Source organism: Bradyrhizobium sp. USDA 4474, from assembly GCF_054057515.1.
The window spans coordinates 794186-807582 of record NZ_JBSRZJ010000002.1; the positions used below are offsets into that span (position 1 = coordinate 794186).

16 protein-coding genes are annotated in these 13397 nt (G+C 65.0%); 11 read left to right on the plus strand and 5 right to left on the minus strand.

Annotation, left to right across the window (positions count from 1 at the left end):
- Positions 1 to 4: 4 nt before the first annotated feature.
- Positions 5 to 1000 (plus strand): P1 family peptidase, encoded by a 996-nt coding sequence (locus ACVW16_RS05630; protein WP_456704372.1) that lies wholly within the window; start codon positions 5 to 7, stop codon positions 998 to 1000.
- Positions 1001 to 1016: 16 nt separating this feature from the next.
- Here ACVW16_RS05630 and ACVW16_RS05635 read toward each other — a convergent pair whose 3' ends face one another.
- Positions 1017 to 1808 carry an EF-hand domain-containing protein gene (locus ACVW16_RS05635; protein WP_456735582.1) on the minus strand — a complete coding sequence of 264 codons (792 nt, stop codon included), beginning with the start codon at positions 1806 to 1808 and terminating at the stop codon, positions 1017 to 1019.
- Between the two features lie 253 nt (positions 1809 to 2061).
- Here ACVW16_RS05635 and rpe point away from each other — a divergent pair, with 253 nt between their 5' ends.
- The 4 genes from rpe to ACVW16_RS05655 all read left to right on the plus strand — a co-directional run bounded on the left by rpe (position 2062) and on the right by ACVW16_RS05655 (position 3458).
- Positions 2062 to 2763 carry a ribulose-phosphate 3-epimerase gene (gene rpe / locus ACVW16_RS05640; protein ID WP_456735583.1) on the plus strand — a complete coding sequence of 234 codons (702 nt, stop codon included), beginning with the start codon at positions 2062 to 2064 and terminating at the stop codon, positions 2761 to 2763.
- Between the two features lie 160 nt (positions 2764 to 2923).
- Complete coding sequence (locus ACVW16_RS05645; protein WP_456704375.1) at positions 2924 to 3058, plus strand: hypothetical protein; 135 nt, start codon at positions 2924 to 2926, stop codon at positions 3056 to 3058.
- Positions 3059 to 3062: 4 nt separating this feature from the next.
- Complete coding sequence (locus tag ACVW16_RS05650) at positions 3063 to 3242, plus strand: hypothetical protein (protein WP_456735584.1); 180 nt, start codon at positions 3063 to 3065, stop codon at positions 3240 to 3242.
- A gap of 24 nt (positions 3243 to 3266) precedes the next feature.
- Entirely contained in the window at positions 3267 to 3458 is a 192-nt protein-coding gene (locus ACVW16_RS05655) for a hypothetical protein (protein ID WP_456735585.1), read from the plus strand.
- A 6-nt stretch (positions 3459 to 3464) separates the two neighbouring features.
- Here the strand turns inward: ACVW16_RS05655 and ACVW16_RS05660 are convergent, their stop codons facing one another.
- A complete protein-coding gene (locus ACVW16_RS05660; protein ID WP_456735586.1) occupies positions 3465 to 4913 on the minus strand; it encodes a serine/threonine protein kinase in 1449 nt (482 codons plus the stop codon).
- 6 nt (positions 4914 to 4919) lie between these two features.
- Positions 4920 to 5660: a metallophosphoesterase family protein gene (locus ACVW16_RS05665; RefSeq protein ID WP_456704379.1), complete on the minus strand. Its 741-nt coding sequence runs from the start codon at positions 5658 to 5660 to the stop codon at positions 4920 to 4922.
- A gap of 198 nt (positions 5661 to 5858) precedes the next feature.
- Here ACVW16_RS05665 and ACVW16_RS05670 point away from each other — a divergent pair, with 198 nt between their 5' ends.
- On the plus strand, positions 5859 to 6164 hold the full coding sequence (locus ACVW16_RS05670) for a hypothetical protein (protein ID WP_456704380.1): 306 nt from the start codon (positions 5859 to 5861) through the stop codon (positions 6162 to 6164).
- A gap of 15 nt (positions 6165 to 6179) precedes the next feature.
- On the opposite strand, the gene ACVW16_RS05675 is transcribed toward ACVW16_RS05670, so the two are convergent.
- Positions 6180 to 6767 carry a TetR family transcriptional regulator gene (locus ACVW16_RS05675; RefSeq protein ID WP_456735587.1) on the minus strand — a complete coding sequence of 196 codons (588 nt, stop codon included), beginning with the start codon at positions 6765 to 6767 and terminating at the stop codon, positions 6180 to 6182.
- A 498-nt stretch (positions 6768 to 7265) separates the two neighbouring features.
- On the opposite strand from ACVW16_RS05675, the gene ACVW16_RS05680 reads away from it, so the two are divergent.
- A complete protein-coding gene (locus ACVW16_RS05680) occupies positions 7266 to 8438 on the plus strand; it encodes a M20 aminoacylase family protein (RefSeq protein WP_456735588.1) in 1173 nt (390 codons plus the stop codon).
- Positions 8439 to 8458: 20 nt separating this feature from the next.
- Here the strand turns inward: ACVW16_RS05680 and ACVW16_RS05685 are convergent, their stop codons facing one another.
- Positions 8459 to 9385 (minus strand): LysR family transcriptional regulator, encoded by a 927-nt coding sequence (locus ACVW16_RS05685; RefSeq protein WP_456704383.1) that lies wholly within the window; start codon positions 9383 to 9385, stop codon positions 8459 to 8461.
- A gap of 157 nt (positions 9386 to 9542) precedes the next feature.
- On the opposite strand from ACVW16_RS05685, the gene ACVW16_RS05690 reads away from it, so the two are divergent.
- Genes ACVW16_RS05690 through ACVW16_RS05705 form a run of 4 tightly spaced genes read left to right on the plus strand, consistent with a single transcriptional unit; the run spans position 9543 to position 13351 of the window.
- Complete coding sequence (locus ACVW16_RS05690; RefSeq protein ID WP_456735589.1) at positions 9543 to 10619, plus strand: ABC transporter ATP-binding protein; 1077 nt, start codon at positions 9543 to 9545, stop codon at positions 10617 to 10619.
- A 19-nt stretch (positions 10620 to 10638) separates the two neighbouring features.
- On the plus strand, positions 10639 to 11700 hold the full coding sequence (locus ACVW16_RS05695; protein WP_456735590.1) for an extracellular solute-binding protein: 1062 nt from the start codon (positions 10639 to 10641) through the stop codon (positions 11698 to 11700).
- A gap of 15 nt (positions 11701 to 11715) precedes the next feature.
- A complete protein-coding gene (locus tag ACVW16_RS05700; RefSeq protein ID WP_456735591.1) occupies positions 11716 to 12549 on the plus strand; it encodes an ABC transporter permease in 834 nt (277 codons plus the stop codon).
- A complete protein-coding gene (locus ACVW16_RS05705) occupies positions 12536 to 13351 on the plus strand; it encodes an ABC transporter permease (RefSeq protein WP_456704387.1) in 816 nt (271 codons plus the stop codon). The genes ACVW16_RS05700 and ACVW16_RS05705 overlap by 14 nt, the downstream gene beginning before the upstream one ends.
- Positions 13352 to 13397: the final 46 nt, after the last annotated feature.

The window sequence follows — 13397 nt, forward strand, 5'->3', positions numbered from 1 at the left end:
GCCCTTGAAAAACCTCCTCACTGACGTCGCCGGCGTTCGCGTCGGCCATGCCCATGACGCGAAGCTCGCCTCTGGTGCCACGGCCATCGTGTTCGACCAGCCGGCGGTGGCGGCGATCGACGTCCGCGGCGGCGGCCCCGGCACCCGTGAGGATGCGTTGCTTGACCTCGCCAACACGGTCGAGCGCGTCGACGCGATCGCATTGTCGGGCGGCTCCGCCTTCGGTATCGAGACCGGCGGCGGCGTGCAGGCCTGGCTCGCCGAGCAGGGCCGCGGCTTCCGCGTCCGCGAGGCGCTCATTCCGATCGTGCCGGGCGCGATCCTGTTCGATCTGCTCAACGGCGGCGACAAGGCCTGGGGCCGCTTCGCGCCCTATCGCGATCTCGGCTACGCCGCGGCGGTCGCCGCCGGAACGGGCTTTGCGATCGGAAGCGTCGGCGCCGGCCTGGGCGCCACCACCGCGACATTCAAGGGCGGGCTCGGCTCGGCCTCCGCGGTGACCAGCAATGGGGTCACGGTCGCGGCGCTCATCGCCGTCAATGCGGTCGGTAGCGCCACCGTCGGCGACGGACCGTGGTTCTGGGCGGCGCCGTTCGAGGTCGATGGCGAGTTCGGCGGCCGCGGGCTGCCCGAGGCGTTCACGGACGACATGCTCAAGATGCGCGTCAAGGGCGGCCCCGCCGCAAACGAGCGCGAGAACACCACGATCGGCGTCGTCGTCACCGATGCGGTGTTGACCAAGCCGCAGGCCAAGCGGCTGGCGATGATCGCGCATACCGGCTTTGCGCGCGCGATCTACCCGGTTCATGCCCCGACGGATGGTGACGTTTTGTTTGCCGCCGCGACATGTGTCAAGCCGATCGATCCGGTCGTCGGCCTGACCGAGCTCGGCATGGTCGCCGCCAACGTGGTCGCCCGCGCGATCGCCCGCGGCGTTTACAGCGCAACCGCGCTGCCGTTCCCGGGCGCGCAGCCGGCATGGAAGGACCGGTTCGGCTGAGGCCTCAAAAAGCGCGTCAGACGCTTATCGAGATCGAGGAGGAGGCCCCGTTCGCCGATGATCCCTGTCCCTGGCTCTGCATCATCTGCGCAAACCAGTCATAGGGCGTATTGCCGGCGCCGGAGCCATTCGAAGAGCTGGAGGCGCCCGGCACGGTCGTCGTCATCTTGAAACCGTCGGCGTAGGTGACGGTGGTCGTGGTCGAGCCGTCGGCGCTGGTCGAGGTGGTCGTGGTCGAGCCGCCGCTCGACGATGACGACTTGGAATCCGAGCCGCTGCCCGACGCATCGCCCGAGCCGCTCGCCGCCTGCGCGTGGTGGTGGCCGCCATGATGGCCGCCGGCGCCCTTCAGCGCCTTCGACATCTCGTCGAGGCTGACGCTGCCGTCGGAATCGGTATCCAGCTTGGAGAACACGTCGTCGGCCTGCGCCAGATTGGTGCCGCCCGCGCCCAGCGCATTCTCGAACTCCGACTTGCTGATCTGGCCATCGCCATTCGCGTCGAGTTGCGAGAACAGGTCTTTCAGCGCTGCGTCGCGGTCCGTCGAGGTCGAGCTGGCCGGGTCCGTCGACCGGCTTTGCGCGGCGAACAACGCATTCATCGTGTCCGGCGAGATCTGCGGATAATAGCCCGCATTCGCCGACGAAGCCGCACTGCTGGACGTGCCGCTGTTGCTGCCGTCGATCGCAAAGGGATTGCTCGCCGCATTTTGCGACGAGCCCGCCTGCGGCGTCGCGGACGATTTCGAGCTCGTCAGCGATTGAATGGCATCGAGCGCACTCGAGACCGCACCAAGAGCAAACAACATTGCACAACTCCAACCGATGCGGCATGCCGCGGCCAATGTTCCGCCGTTGAGGTCAGCAAGCGTCGTGCCAGCGCGAAAAGCTCAATGTAATCCAGCCCGGCCGCGCTTTATGGGCACCGGGAACATCGGCAATTCATGCCGCCACCGGCAGAATTTTCCGCCCACAGGAAGCTGATCCTCCGCGCATTGCCGGGCCGGGAGGCCCATGTTAGGCGAGGCCGTTCGTCCTTCCGCTGCCACGGGAAACCGCGCCATGACCCAAGCCTTCGCCCCCCGCCCCCTGGCCATCGCCCCCTCGATCCTGGCTTCGGATTTCTCCAGGCTCGGCGAGGAGGTTCGCGCGGTGGACGCGGCCGGCGCCGATTGGATCCATCTCGACGTGATGGACGGCCACTTCGTGCCGAACATCTCCTACGGCCCCGACGTCATCAAGGCGATGCGCCCGCACACCAAGAAGATCTTCGATGCGCATCTGATGATCGCGCCCTGCGACCCCTATCTGGAAGCCTTCGCCAAGGCCGGCTGCGACCACATCACCGTGCATGCCGAGGCAGGTCCGCATTTGCACCGCTCGCTGCAGGCGATCCGCGCGCTCGGCAAGAAGGCCGGCGTCTCGCTCAATCCGGGCACGCCGATCAGCGTACTGGAATACGTGCTCGACCTCGTCGACCTCGTGCTGGTGATGTCGGTCAATCCAGGCTTCGGCGGCCAGGCTTTCATTCCCGCCGCGATCGGCAAGATCCGCGACATCCGCGCGATGACCGCGGGACGGGCCGTCGACATCGAGGTCGACGGGGGCGTCGGCCCCGACGTCGCGGGCGCGCTCGCAGCGGCCGGCGCCAATGCCTTCGTCGCCGGCACGTCCGTGTTCAGGGGCGGCACGCAGGAGGCCTACAAGACCAACATCGCGGCGATCCGCAACGCCGCCGCGGGCGCACGCGGCGAAGCGATCTGAGCTGTAGCGAGGCTCGGAAAGCGCCGAAAACCTGCGGCTTGTACGGAGGCCACAGCGGGCATTGCTTAAAATTGCAACTATGATCCGTACTCATCCGGGCTTCACTGATTCGCGCAAATCACCGCTACTAACTCCCGTCTGCTTTTGACGGGAGCACATCATGACGACGACCCTGGTTTGGACTGGCGTGGCGTTGTGGATCGGTTTCAGCGCGTTCGTCGTGTTTGGCCCATCGGCCGGCCCGGACAAAGTCCCGGCGCGTTCCACGCCTGTCATCCGCCGCGACAGGGCCTGATCCCATGCAGATCGCCCTCACCAAGCTTCAGCCGAAGCGCCGTTGCCGAATCCCGCGTCGTCCGCATCCGAACCTCGATTATTTCTTCGGCCGCCTCGAACGCGCCGAAGGTACGCTCGACGATGATTCCCGCCCCGACAATACCGACCTCGATCATTCGTTCGCCTCACAGCGTCGACACTGAGACCCCTTTTTCCGGATTGAAACCATGAAACCGCACTGCCCGAATTGCTTCAAGGAAATGGACAAGGCAGCCGCCTCGCGCAACCTCTTCAGCTGCCAACCCTGCCGCGAGATCATTCAGTATTTTGGCGGCAGCGTGGATCACGGCGAACCCGCTCCCCAGTTCTCCTGGCCGATCCGCCGCAAACGTGCCGTCCCCGCCGCCCAGGCCGCCTGATCTGTCCTAGCCCCACACCACGCCGGCATCCGGTTCTGGCAGAGCCATTCGCGGCGGCCGCACGACGGTGACGGTGCAGGTCGCCTCCGCGGCCACCTTGGCCGAGACGCTTCCGAGCAACGTGCGCCTGAACGAGCCTTGCCGGGCACCGATGATGACGTGGTCGACCTGATTGACCTCGGCAAATTCCAACACGGCGGCGGCAGGATCGACGGCTTCCAGCACATGAACCGATAGCCGGCTTTCGTCGAGCTTCAACGGCGTCGCCCAATGCCGGAGCGCGACGAGGCGGTCGATATGCTTGTTGGAGCCCTGCTCATCCAGCGTCTTGTCGATGGCGATGCGGTTGAGCTTCAGCACGTTGACACAGGCCAGCCGTGCCGACGGCAGGGTCGCGAGGATGCGCTCCGTGGTGACCCGTAGCGACTCGTTCAGTTCCGGCTCACCCTCGGCCGTATCCAGCGCGACTGCGACGATCGGGCTCATCGCAATTTGCGTCGCAACATCGGATCTCCCGCCCTGCGGCTTGACGTCGGGGTTGAAGCGGCGCCGCCAGGCCACAGTGAGAGGATCGCGCTTCAGGCGTTCCGCGCGCGCGGTGAGCTTGACCTGGTCCGGATGGGTCAGATCGAAGGCCAGCTGAGCTGCCGTCGGATAGCGCCAGTCCGGCTCGATCTCCAGGCACCGCAGCACCACCTCCTGGAGCCAGGGCGGATAGTCGCTGCGCAGCGCGCGCGGCGGATAAGGATCGCGCCACAGCCGACGCCGCATCGCGCGCAGCGTCTCGCCCTCGCCAAAGGGACGTTCGCCGGTGGTGAAGAAATAGAGCAGCACGCCCAGGGAAAACAGATCACTGCGCGGATCGTCGCGCACCCCTCGAAGCCGTTCCGGCGCCATATAGGGCGCAGTGCCGTAAGGCAGGCGGAACTCCGCCTGCAACAGATCGGGCAGATGATTGTGATGAGACAGGCCGAAGTCGATCAGCACGGCCTCGCCCCGCGCCTTCTCGTCATTCCCGCGGAACATGATGCTGCTCGGCTTGATATCGTGATGGATCACGTTCTGCCGGTGCAAATCGGCAAGGGCGGTCGCGATTTTTGCGACGAGCAGCCGCACTTCGTCGTAAGGCAGCGGCAGGTCGGGCAGCCGCTTGTAGAGGGTCGTTCCCGAAATGCGCTCGATCACGGCATAGGCCTGATGCGCGAAATCACCGGTGCCGTAGCAGTGCGGTACATGGGGTCCCGTCAACCGCGGCAGGATCATCATCTCCATCTCGAAGGACACGATCGCGGCGGGATCTTCGCCTTCGGACGCCCTTGGGATCTTCATCAATAGCGGCACGTCAATATCGGCATGGGTGACGGTCCAGAGCGTCGCCATGCCGCCGGCATGCACGCATTCGCCGATGGTGTAACCGTCGATGACGGCGCCTGACTTGACGAGAGGTATCGGCATCGGTCTCTACCGCCCCTCCGACAGGCGGTCGGCGAGCCAGTGCGGCAGGCCGTTCCCGCGGATCCGGTTCGCCGCGCTCGCGATGTCATAGGGCGCGCGACAATACGTGATTTGGCATAATGCCGTATCGAACAGCGCGAACGCCGCCGACGGATCACCGTCGCGCGGCTGGCCCACGGCACCGAGCACGGCGAGCCATTGCCGGCCGCGCAGCAGCGGCACCGAAACGTCGGTCTTGGGCACGAGGCCCGTCATCTTCGCCGTCACCGACATCGAATAGAGCGCGGGACGATGGATGTGGCCGCAGAAGGTCACGTGAGCCGTCGTCGATATCAGGCTCTTGGCGGCATCCGCCGTCGAGCGGATGTAGTGCCAGCGCTGGGGCTGCGAGGCTTCCGAGTGCACGAACAGACGGTCGCCGTCCTCGACGAGCATCGGCAGTTCGGCGAGAAACCGGCGCTGCGCGGGGTCGAGCCGTCCGCGCGTCCATTCGATTGCGATCTGCGCTTCATTGTTCATGGTCTCGGACGAGGAGTTCACCGCATGGTCGTGATTGCCGCGGACGGCAACGGCGCCCTGGGCGACCAGCTCCATCACGGTATCCACGACCCATTCCGGGTCGGCACCATAGCCCACGAAATCGCCGAGCAGGACGAACCGCTCCGCGCCCCTGGCGCGGGCCGCCTTCAGGCACGCCTCGAATGCCTGCCGGTTGCCATGGATATCCGAGAAGACAGCGAGAAGCACGCACCCTCCACCCTCAAAGTCTTACTGGGGGCTGATAGAGAAAAGATGCGCCTGCGCGAGGCGCTTTACCAGCCGCCCACTGGGGCGATGGGGACTATTGCTCGTCCTTGGGCGGCATTTCGGATGGCTGCAGGGACGAGGTGATTGGAACGAAGACCGTTCAGCTCCGGTTAATGGCAGAGCGAAGGAGTAGGCCTCATGAGTACGGGTCATCACAAGGAAACCGCCCATCCTCCGATCATTACGGTAGGCGAGCTCATCGACGAACTCTGTCGGCTGCCTGATACCGCCGTCGTCCGCTTCCGGTGTCCCATGCTCAATCAGGAGCTGACATTCTATCACCTTCGAAAGCGGTCGAAGGACACTGTCGAAATCGCGATCAATGCCTATCCGGAGAGTCCGCCGATCGTGCCGGCATCCAACGGCGGGCTCCACGCGCGCAGGCATGCGGCAGCTTCGCCCGCGGTTCGCGCGGACGGACCTCTTCACAAGGCGAGAGGGTGAGTCGGGCGTAGCGACCTAGCCTGCCTTCAATCCGCGCAGCACCAGCGCGAGCGTCGCATCGACACGCGCCGGCAGCTCGGCATCCTTCCACTCATCGGCATGCGCCGGATGATGGAAGCGACAGGTCGCATCGAACAGTGCGCGTGCCGTGACCTTGACGTCGTCAACCGCGAACACGCCCTGCTTGACGCCGTCGGACAGGATCGCCGCGATCTGGTCAATCATGGTATCCTTGTGGCACCTGACGGCCGCACAGGCCTCGCGCGCCAGGGTCAGATAAGTCTCGAACATTTCAGGGTCGTCGAGCACGCGCGAACGTTTTGCAGCAAAGAGCGTGCGCAGCCAGCGGTCGAGCCGATCGGCCGCGGGCCCCTGCTCCCTGGCGATTGCCAGAAGCGGCGCGTCGATGCGGTCGAGCCAACGTTTGGCGACGGCTTCGCGCAGCGAGGCTTTGCTCGGGAAATGGCGGTAGACGCTGCCGTGGCTCACATCGAGCGCACGGGCAACATCGACCACGGTGGCCTTGGCGAGTCCGTAGCGCCGCAAGACGTCCTCGGTGACTTCGAGGATCCGTTCCGGCGTCAGGATAACGGCTTCGTTCATGCCAGCACCTTGTTCCCGTTCAGGGTTGACCCGGCGATGGAGCTGCTTCCGAAGCGCCCCACCTGGTCGTTTCGGAAAGCTCTCGCCTCAATGAGGCAGTTTTGCAGCCTGCGCCGCGATCTGGCGCGCGACCAGCAGATTGAGCCAGTGCCCAATCGTGCCGGTGAGATTGATGATTTCGATCGTCATTGTCTTGGTCTCCATTCGTCCGCGACCCTCGCCCTTGAATGACGACCCTCGATCCGAGTGGATTTCGGATGTCGGGCTCCCCCCGGAGGTGGCCACGGGACACCCAATCGGAGCGTCCGGGAACGGATATACACGTCTCGCTGACAGATTTCAATATCTGTCAGTCAATGATACGTGATTGACAGTTAACTTTTGCCATCAGGAGGGCTCCCGCCCACCCGCGGGCCTGATCGACAAGCGCCTGTGACACAGCGGTGGCTTACGCTACGCTCACCCGCCCAAGAACTCATAACAAGAAGCGGACCCCCCATGCCCATCGTCAACCGCATCGCCGCCCTCTCCGACGAAATGGCCGCCTGGCGCCATGACTTTCACGAGAACCCTGAGTTGCTCTACGAGGTCCATCGGACCGCCGGCATCGTCGCCGAGAAGTTGCGCGCGTTCGGCTGCGACGAGGTGGTGACGGGCATCGGCCGCACCGGCGTCGTCGGGGTGATCCGCGGCCGCAAATCCGGCTCCGGCAAGGCGATCGGCCTGCGCGCCGACATGGATGCGCTGCCGATCATGGAAGCCGCCGATGTGCCCTACGCCTCGAAGGTCCCCGGCAAGATGCATGCCTGCGGCCATGACGGCCACACCGCGATGCTGCTCGGCGCCGCAAAGTACCTCGCCGAGACGCGCAATTTCGATGGCACCGCAATCCTCATCTTCCAGCCCGCCGAGGAAGGCGGTGGCGGCGGCAAGGCCATGGTCGAGGACGGCCTGATGACGCGCTGGAACATCGAGCAGGTCTACGGCATGCACAACATGCCGGGCCTGCCCGAAGGCCATTTCGCCACCACGTCAGGCCCGCTGCTCGCCTCTTCCGACAACATCCAGATCAGCGTCCGCGGCAAGGGCGGTCATGCCGGCGCCACGCCGCACCAGGCGATCGACAGCGTCTTGATCGGCTCGCAGATCGTGAACGCGCTGCAATCGATCGTCGCCCGCAACGTCGATCCGCTGAAATCGGCGGTGATCTCGGTGACGCAATTCCACGCCGGCACCGCTTTCAACATCATCCCGGAGACCGCCGAGCTCAGCGGCACCGTGCGCACGCTCGACCCTGAGGTGCGCGATCTGGTCGAGCGCCGCATCGGCGAAGTCGCCGACAGCGTCGCCCGCGCCTATGGCGGCACTGCCGAGACGAAATACTCGCGGATGTATCCAGTGACGATGAATCATCCGCGCGAAGCCGGTGTTGCCGCCGACGTGGCCCGTGACATCGTGGGCAGCGAGCGCGTCAACGACCGCATCATTCCGATGATGGGCGCGGAAGACTTCTCGTTCATGCTGGAGGAGCGCCCCGGCGCGATGGTGCTGGTCGGCATGGGCGACAGCCCGGCGTGCCACCACCCGGCCTACGTCTTCAACGACAACATCCTCGGCCACGGCGCCTCGTTCTGGGTGCGCCTGATCGAGACGGCAATGCCGGCGGGCTAGATACGCCGATTTGCCGAGCATCAGGACGTGCGGCGACGCACGTCCTGCAGATCCGCATCCATGCCGGCGGCAAGCCCGTCGGCGACGATTCGCGCGATCTTCGGGAACGGCTTGCGCGCATCGATGGCCACACTCACGGTCTGCGGATCGGCCCCCTTGTCGCGTACGGGCACGAACACCAGCGCGCCGCTGACGAGCTCGGGGGCGGCATCGAGCTCGGAGGTGAAAGCAACGTAGTTGCCGCTCCCCGCGAGGCGCTTCACCAGTTGCAGCGAATTGGTCTCGATCGTCCCCTCCGACAACAGCCAGCCATGGCGTGCCTCGAGGTAGCGCCTGATCGCCAATGCCTTGTTTTGCAGGACGATGGGATAGCCTGCCACTTCCTGCATGCTGGTGGTCTTGCGCTGGGCCAGCGGATGGTTCGGCGCGACTACGCAGCCGAAGGGCAGCTCGCGGCGCCACAGCACATGGATCTCACGGTGCGGATTGAGATTGAAGGCGGCAATCAGATCGGCGGCTCCGGACAGCAGCGCGGTCTGCGCATCATCCGTGCCGCCGACCTGAATCTCGAGCGAGATGCGGGGATGGCGCCCCTTCAGCTCGCTCACGAACCGCGGCAGGAATCCGTTGACATGGCTGTCCATCGCAACGAGACGCACATGGCCCTGGTTGACGCCCTGCAGCTGCTTGAACTCGGCATTGGCCCGCCGCTCGTCCGAGCGCCAACGGCGCGTCAGCGCGACCAGCGCATCGCCCGCCGGCGTCAGCCGCATGCCGCCGGTCACGCGCTCGAACAGGGTGACGCCGAGATCGCGCTCCAGAAGCAGGATCTGCCGGTTGATGGCGGACGCCGCGATATTCATTTCCCGGGCAGCGCTCTGGATCGATCCGGACCGCGCCACCTGGTCGGCATAGCGCAATGCCGCCGGAACGAGCGACCCTCTCACGTGACCTGCACCTGCCCGCACCCATTCTAATTTTGCGTATGGAGAATTGCCTATTCTGTGCTGGACGGCAATGGGTGATTGAGCCGAACATGTGCGCCGAGGTGATTTCCTTCGACCGCTGCGAGGTGCCCGTCGCAGGTTTTGGGGCAAAACGTTCTTGACTGCGTCTCGCTCGCATCGGCTCCGGCTGGACGCCATCACGCACCGGTTCGGCGCGAGCACGGCCGTGCGGGATATCAACCTCGATATCGCCGGCGGCGAGCTCGTCGCCCTGCTCGGCCCGTCCGGCTGCGGCAAGTCGACCTTGCTGCGGATCATCTCCGGCTTCATCCGGCAGAGCGAAGGCCGCGTCCTGTTCGACGACAGCATAGCCGATGCCCTGTCGCCCGCGGAGCGCGGCGTCGGCATCGTCTTCCAGAACTACGCGCTGTTTCCGCACATGAGCGTCGGCGAGAACGTCGCTTACGGCCTCCAGGCACACAAATGGCCGCGCGAGCGCATCGCCAAGCGCGTCGCCGAGATGCTCGATCTCGTCCATATGGGCGAATTCGCCAGCCGCAGGCCGCGAGAACTGTCCGGTGGCCAGCAGCAGCGCGTGGCGCTGGCCCGCTGCCTCGCCATCGATCCCAAAGTCCTGCTGCTCGACGAGCCCTTCGGAGCCCTCGACAAGAATTTGCGCCTCGACATGCAAATCGAGGTCAAACGCCTCCAGCGCCAATCCGGCATCACCACCATCCTGGTCACCCACGACCAGGAGGAGGCGCTGTCGATGGCCGACCGGATCGCGGTGATGTCGCGCGGGCGCATCGAGCAGATCTCGACCCCGACCGGCATCTACGACACGCCGCAAACGCTGTTCGTGAACGAATTCGTCGGAACCACCAACGTGCTGCGCGGTGAATTCATCGAAGGTTCTGCCGTTCGGCTCGAGAACGGCCACGTTCTCCCCATCAGCCCGAACAAAACACTTCAGCAGGGGCACGCGGTCGTCGTGTCGATCCGTCCTGAGCAGTTGCGCTTCCGACCAGCTCCGTCCGATGGCGCCTTCACCGCGATCATCACCACGGTGCTGCCGCTCGGCGCGCAGGTCGTCTACGACGTCGCGCTGACCGCGGGCCCCTCGCTCAAGGTCGCGGAGACCCGCGATGCCGAGGGCGCGCTGCGCCCGGTCGGCGCGACCGTTTATCTGGCACCGGCCTCACCGGCGGCCTGCCATGTATTCCCCGCATCCTGAGTCCGGAGAGAACGCCGCCATGACATCATTCAGAACCGTTACGATCGATCGCCGGCGCCTGTTGCGCAGCGCCGGCGGCCTCGCGCTCGCGGCGAGCCTGCCGCCCGTCGCGCACGCACAGAACAAGACGCTGATCGCGGCAACCTTCCCCGGCACCTGGAACGAGGCGGACCGCGACGTCATCGCACCGGCGTTCAAGCAGCTGACCGGCGCCGCCGTTACGCAATCCATCATCCTCGGCACCGACCAGGTATCGCGGCTCGTTGCCGCCAAGGGCAATAAGCCGCCGTTCGACGTTGCGTTCTTCGACGCACCGCAGGTGATCGATGCGGTCCGCGAAGGCCTGATCGTGGAATATCCCATCGCGCAGTCGCCCAACTACAAGGACTTGCTGCCGACCGCCCAGGACAAATGGGGCCCGAAGATCACCATGCAGGTGATCGGCCTCGGCTACAATCCCGACAAGATCAAGATTCCGCCGACGAGCTGGGACGATCTGCTCGATCCAAAATACAAAGGCCGCGTCGGCCTGACCGCGCTCAACAGCCAGCTCGGCATCGCCTTCCTTGCCGAGATCAACCGCCTCAAGGGCGGCACCGACGAGGATTTCGAGCCGGCGTTCAAGTTCCTGAAGCAGCTCTTGCCGAATGTCGGTGCGATCGGCGCCAATCTCGGCGCGTTCGCGACGCTGTGGCAGCAGGAGCAGATCGATATCGCTCCCTACAATTTCAACTTCGTCCAGACGCTCAAGGCCAAAGACGTGCCGGTCGAATTCATGGTCCCGGCGACCGGCCCGGTCGGCTGGTCGACCAGCCTGCACATCGTCGCAGGCGCCGCCGAGCCCGAGCTTGCAGTCCGATATATCGACCTGCATCTGGCCGCAGCGACTCAGGAGAAGCTGCTGAAGCCGCCCTATGACGTCATTCCGACCAATGCGAAGGTCGAACTCGGGGGCGCCATCACCAAATCGCTGGCCAGGACGCTCGACGATATCGCCAAGATCCGCACCATCAACTGGGAAAAGATCAACCCCCAGCGCGGCGCGCTGATCGATCGCTTCAACCGCGAGATCAAGCTTTAAGGGGGAGACCTGGCGATGGAGGCCGATTCAAGGCTCGTCCTGCCGCTTGCCGCCCTCTTCACGGCATTCTTTGTCGCGCCGCTCGTGGTCCTCCTCCTGCTGTCCCTGCATGGCGACATCGCCATGCAGGGCTGGACACTCGGCAACTACGCGAAGTTCTTCAGCGATCCCTTCAGCTACTCGATCCTGATCGATACGCTCCTGCTCGGCGTCAAGGCAACGTTAGTGTGCCTGTTGTTCGGTTACCCCGTCGCCTGGCTCTGCGCACGCGCCGGCGCACGTTGGCAGAGCGTGCTGGTGTTCCTGGTCATCCTTCCGATCCTGACCTCAGTGGTGGTCCGCACCTTTTCCTGGATCGTGATTTTGGGCCGGCAGGGCCTGCTCAACCAAATCGTCATGGGGCTCGGCCTCAGCAACGAGCCGCTGCGACTGCTCTATACCGAGGTTGGTGTCGTGATGGTGCTTGCCCAGGTGCAGATGCCGCTGATGGTGCTGCCGATCCTCACCGTGCTGTCGAAGCTCGACCCGAATCTTGGCGATGCCTCGCGCGTGCTCGGGGCCGGCGAATGGCGCACCTTCTTCCGCATCACGCTGCCGCTGTCGCTGCCCGGCATCATCGCCGGCTGCATCCTGACCTACGCCGCGAGCATCACGGCCTTCGTCACGCAGACTCTGATCGGCGGGGCGCGGCTGATCTACATGCCGCTTGATATCTACCAGCAGGCGGTCGGCGCCAATAACTGGCCGTTCGCCGCGGCGCTGTCGATCATCTTCATGGTCACGGTGATGATCGTCGTCGGCGTGCTCGGCGCTATCGGCCGCAGGAGCGAGATTCATGGCCGGGCTTAGACGAATCCGCTGGGAAGCCCTGTCGCTCAAATTCGTCTTCGGGTTGCTTGCGGCCATCGCCTTGCTGTTCCTGATGTTGCCTACCGCAGTCGTGCTGCTGACCTCGCTCACGTCATCGCAATCCCTGCGATTTCCGCCGCCCGGGTTCTCATTGCGCTGGTATGTCGCGCTGCTCGACGCCGACCAGATGCAGCGCGCAGGGCTGAACAGTCTGATCGTGGCGTTCTGGACCACGCTGCTGTCGACGATATGCGGCACGGCCGCAGCGCTCGCGATCGCGCGCAGCCGCTCGCCGATGATGCGCGCAGCCGACCTGCTGTTCATGTCACCGCTGCTCCTGCCTGCGCTGTCATTCGGCTTTGCCGCGCTGATCTTCATCAACAGGCTCGGCCTCTCGCCGAGCATTCCCCTCCTTGTGCTCGGCCATGGCATCGTCTGCGTGCCTTTCGTACTGAGAACGACCCTCGCCTCCCTGTCGCAGCTCGATGCCAGTTTGCTCGAGGCCTCCGAGAGTCTCGGCGCCGATCGCCTGACGACGTTTCGCCGCATCACCCTGCCGCTGATCGGGCCCGGCATTGGCGCGGGCGCCTTTCTCGCCTTCATGGCCTCCTTCGACAACGTTCCGGTGTCGCTGTTCCTCGCCGACGAGCGCACCGAGATGCTGCCGATTCATCTCTGGCAACAGATCGAGACCAATCTCGACGTTCGCACCGCAGCCGCCTCAGGCGCGATCGTGATCGCCACCCTGATCCTGATGCTGCTTGCCGAACGCTTCGCCGGACTGACCCGGCAGATGCGCTGAACGGAGATTTTCGTGCCGGGACAACTCACCCTCGACACCCTCAATC

Excerpts from the sequence above, each read along its gene's own strand:
- ACVW16_RS05635 (WP_456735582.1), bottom strand. The coding sequence starts at position 1,808 with ATGTTGTTTGCTCTTGGTGCGGTCTCGAGTGCGCTCGATGCCATTCAA.
- rpe (WP_456735583.1), top strand. The coding sequence starts at position 2,062 with ATGACCCAAGCCTTCGCCCCCCGCCCCCTGGCCATCGCCCCCTCGATC.
- ACVW16_RS05645 (WP_456704375.1), top strand. The coding sequence starts at position 2,924 with ATGACGACGACCCTGGTTTGGACTGGCGTGGCGTTGTGGATCGGTTTC.
- ACVW16_RS05650 (WP_456735584.1), top strand. The coding sequence starts at position 3,063 with ATGCAGATCGCCCTCACCAAGCTTCAGCCGAAGCGCCGTTGCCGAATC.
- ACVW16_RS05655 (WP_456735585.1), top strand. The coding sequence starts at position 3,267 with ATGAAACCGCACTGCCCGAATTGCTTCAAGGAAATGGACAAGGCAGCC.
- ACVW16_RS05660 (WP_456735586.1), bottom strand. The coding sequence starts at position 4,913 with ATGCCGATACCTCTCGTCAAGTCAGGCGCCGTCATCGACGGTTACACC.
- ACVW16_RS05670 (WP_456704380.1), top strand. The coding sequence starts at position 5,859 with ATGAGTACGGGTCATCACAAGGAAACCGCCCATCCTCCGATCATTACG.
- ACVW16_RS05675 (WP_456735587.1), bottom strand. The coding sequence starts at position 6,767 with ATGAACGAAGCCGTTATCCTGACGCCGGAACGGATCCTCGAAGTCACC.
- ACVW16_RS05680 (WP_456735588.1), top strand. The coding sequence starts at position 7,266 with ATGCCCATCGTCAACCGCATCGCCGCCCTCTCCGACGAAATGGCCGCC.
- ACVW16_RS05695 (WP_456735590.1), top strand. The coding sequence starts at position 10,639 with ATGACATCATTCAGAACCGTTACGATCGATCGCCGGCGCCTGTTGCGC.
- ACVW16_RS05700 (WP_456735591.1), top strand. The coding sequence starts at position 11,716 with ATGGAGGCCGATTCAAGGCTCGTCCTGCCGCTTGCCGCCCTCTTCACG.
- ACVW16_RS05705 (WP_456704387.1), top strand. The coding sequence starts at position 12,536 with ATGGCCGGGCTTAGACGAATCCGCTGGGAAGCCCTGTCGCTCAAATTC.